Annotated in this window: 3 protein-coding genes; 2 read left to right on the top strand and 1 reads right to left on the bottom strand. The window is 33.4% G+C overall.

What is annotated here, in order from left to right:
* Positions 1 to 103: 103 nt before the first annotated feature.
* Positions 104 to 1,897 carry a reprolysin-like metallopeptidase gene (locus Q0791_RS24580; RefSeq protein ID WP_299011899.1) on the bottom strand — a complete coding sequence of 598 codons (1,794 nt, stop codon included), beginning with the start codon at positions 1,895 to 1,897 and terminating at the stop codon, positions 104 to 106.
* Positions 1,898 to 2,323: 426 nt separating this feature from the next.
* Between Q0791_RS24580 and Q0791_RS24575 the strand changes: the two genes are divergently transcribed.
* Together Q0791_RS24575 and Q0791_RS24570 are read left to right on the top strand one after the other, a co-directional pair.
* Positions 2,324 to 2,635: a DUF4286 family protein gene (locus Q0791_RS24575; protein ID WP_299011898.1), complete on the top strand. Its 312-nt coding sequence runs from the start codon at positions 2,324 to 2,326 to the stop codon at positions 2,633 to 2,635.
* Positions 2,636 to 2,907: 272 nt separating this feature from the next.
* Complete coding sequence (locus Q0791_RS24570; RefSeq protein WP_299011897.1) at positions 2,908 to 3,486, top strand: hypothetical protein; 579 nt, start codon at positions 2,908 to 2,910, stop codon at positions 3,484 to 3,486.
* The last annotated feature ends 73 nt before the right edge of the window (positions 3,487 to 3,559 follow it).

Genomic DNA, 3,559 nt, shown 5'->3' with positions numbered 1-3,559 from the left:
GCGTTGCATTCATTTGAAAGGGAGCACCATTACAGCATAAATGCGCCTTGAATTGAAAAGCCTGAGAAGCTCTGAATAGATCATCTATATAATAGAATTGGTATTAGTCTTGGGTTGGCATTTTTTGATAAAACTCATTTTTAAACCAAAGGCCTAAGATTTTTTCATTGGTTTCATCAAAGTCAGGTGTTAACTCTCGGTAACCATAAGGAGAGCTATCTAAGGTGTATAATCGCGTTCCTTCAGTTATTAGCTCCCATTTTATTCCCGCACTGTTTTGCCACCATAATTGTTGATTGTCATCAGTAAAAATAGAGACATCATGCCAGGCATTTTCAACAGGGAGTCTGTTAAAATGACCAGTGAATTGTTCATTGTGATACACACGTTCATAGCGTTCACCAAGAAACCATAATGCGGTAATATTTGGTGTGTTAGTTTGAGTGTCGACTTGAATATATTGTTGGCCATAGGGGCTGTTGGGAGCTGATAGTTGCATTTTGTCAATAAACAGTTCCCAGCTGCGATCCGCTGCATTTGTCCATTGTAACAAATTACTGCTTTCATCATATGTCACATTCACTTGATGCCAAGAGTTGGTAACGGGTGTTCGCTCAAAATAGCCCACTAGATCTTCTGGACGTAATGATGGTGCCATATTGATGTTGATCGTTGCATTGTTTGTATTAATATCAATGACTTCTATATCAATATTATTTTCAGTATCGGTAAAGGTTTCCCCCTCAGTTAAAGCTGTAATAAAATGAGTACGATTGTACCCTTCAGCATAGTGATGAATATTGACTTTATCACTATAAGTATCATGCATACCAAATACACCAATGTCGTTTCTTAAAGATATATAGTAATGATTATCAGGGCTCGATTTTGAAAGTCTTATTACTTGGTGATCGAGGTTGTGCTCACTGGGATCCAACTCAATAGATGATAAGTGGTAATTACCATTGGTTGGAGCGGTAAGAAATTGGTCGGGAAATTGTTCATATATGCCAAGTTGGTACCTATGTGGTGCATTGATTTGTCTGACTTGGCTATTATTGCCCATCACACCGGAATGATCCCCATACTCGGATTCTAGATTGCCGTCGTTATCTAAATCTGTGGATGCATGATGCATTCCCAAATTATGGCCGAGTTCATGTGCATATACGATTGTTGCATTCCATTTTATCCATGATGTGCAATTTCCATTACAGCCTAAGTTACCTAGCCCTCCCCATCCACAATTGACATTATTGGGCAAGACTAAAACAAAATATTGATAGTCGCTAATATTGACACCATCTTGTGAGGTAGCAGCTTTAGCATCATCTCGCCATTGATATGCATCACAAGTATCATTAACGGCATAGTTTAAGTTAACGGTATGAATATCAGCTTTATTATCTTTGTCTGTGTCGCTGATAAAAAACAACTGGTTAAAGCTGCTAGATAAATAGACATTGTTCATCGACTTTTCATCTAAATACATCATATTCTCAACGGCGGAAATCGAGGTGGTATCAGTGGCTTTTTTATCGGAAAAGTCAATGAGTAGAGTGAGAACGTTTTTTTCACTAAATATAGTATTATTGAGTTTATGTGTGGCAAGTTGTTTAAATGACTGTACTTGAATAGGTTCTAATGAATCAAGAAGCTGATTTTCGCTCGTGTTAATAATAATATCATCACCTCTTTTTAAAGAGGATAGATCCATATTTGAGGGGAAATTAATCGGGAATGATTTATCATTCATATTAATAAAATATTTTGTCACAGAATGATGATGAATAAAATCATCTTCAACGAGAATATCCAGTTTACCTTGATAAGTCGAGGCGATGAGTGAGTGTGAATAGAATAAGAAGGTTGTGAGTATATAGAATATGCTTTTCATTTTATATCATCCTTAAATCAACATCAGAAAGTGAGTTGTCATGCTTTATCACTTTCAAGATTAAATATAATATAACTATTAATTAAAATATTAAGTGAAATAGTAAGTGGTTTATGCTTAGCTCAATCCTTTTTAGTATGACTATGAGTATAATAAATTTTTAGTTAATTTATTATTTGTTGAAAGTATTGTTTTTAAAGTGTAGTTGTACATGGTGAAAAATGGACGTAAAAGCATTAACTTTTCATATTATTTTATTTTCGCATTATAAATATAATGACTATGCTTAATTTATGGTGAGATTTATTCTGTTGAAGAAGTAAGTGACATTGATGCATAAGAGGATAGAGTATGTTGATTTTCATTTAGAACTTTACTATAAGTGATAATGTTTTACAGTTATACTATGGATATAAAGGTGTACGTATGGTTATTTATCAGGTTGAACTTAAAATAGAAAATGATATCGCAAAAGAGTACTTGGAATGGTTAACGCCCCATATGGAGAAAATGATGTCATTTAATGGTTTTTTGAAAGTTGATTTATATGAAGATCTTACCGATAAAGAGGAAGGGAATAAAAGGTATACTGTTATTTATCACTTAGCGTCAGAAGCAGATTTACAGGCCTACTTGAGTGGGCAAGCACAAGCGATGCGTGATGAAGGTATCAAGCTTTTTGGGGGGCGATGCCAAGCGAGTCGAAAAGTTTGTCGTCTTAAAAAATCTCTTAGTTAAAGCAATGCTAAATTAAAATGTGATGGAATTAATTTTAACTAATTTTTTATTTTTAAAGTCTACTTAAGTGGTATAAGTTAGTTTGAAATTGAATTAATTATTATTCTTTAATTGTCGAATATGTCATAATAACAGTATTGGCAATTGTTTTTTATTGCCAGGAGGTAGAGTTGACATTCTTTAAACTTCAGTGGTATAAAATAATTCGAATGATTCAAATTCGAAAATATTCGCCATAATAATTTATTATACCTAGTATAAGGATTTACACCATGCTGTTTAAAATAAGTGTACCTTTTTTTCGCTTTAGGCATAAATCAAAAGAACTTTCAAAAGTGAAGACTTTATCTTTTCAATCACTCTCCTTTAACTCGAAACAGGAAATGATTGATAATGCTTTTGATCTTTATAAAAGTTCATCTTTAACGCTAAATAAGGAGGGGTTTGAAAAAGCATTTTTTGATTATGAGGGGGTTCAGCTTTGTTTATTTTATAATGAAATACAAGAATTGGTTGGTTTTATCAATTTATCGATTATTTTTATAAAAAATGATAATAACAGAAAACATGCTATTTTTTGTGCTGGCATTTTCTTTAAGCAAGGCTTTAAAGGGGGAAAGTTAGCTGTGCTATTTGGCTTTTCACAGTTTTTAAATTTTAAACTTCGTAATTTGATGACCCCAATTAGTTATGTGACCTTAGTGTCCAATCCTGCTGTTTATCGATTACTTGCTGAGAATGCCCATAGCTTGTACCCTGCAGAGAATAAGAAAACACCTCAATATGTTAAAGCTATTTTTGATAGAACAGTTGAAGCAAGAAAGCTGTCTTTGATTGATAATGATAATTAGCCTTGTTGATCAAATAGCTGCTTGAGATACAGCTATAGCAAGGTTTTCCGAGTTTTATTTCGTTGCCTGTCGA

The sequence above is a fragment of the uncultured Shewanella sp. genome, assembly GCF_947495455.1.
GTDB lineage: Bacteria > Pseudomonadota > Gammaproteobacteria > Enterobacterales > Shewanellaceae > Shewanella.
This window is presented reverse-complemented; position numbering and strand designations above follow the sequence as displayed.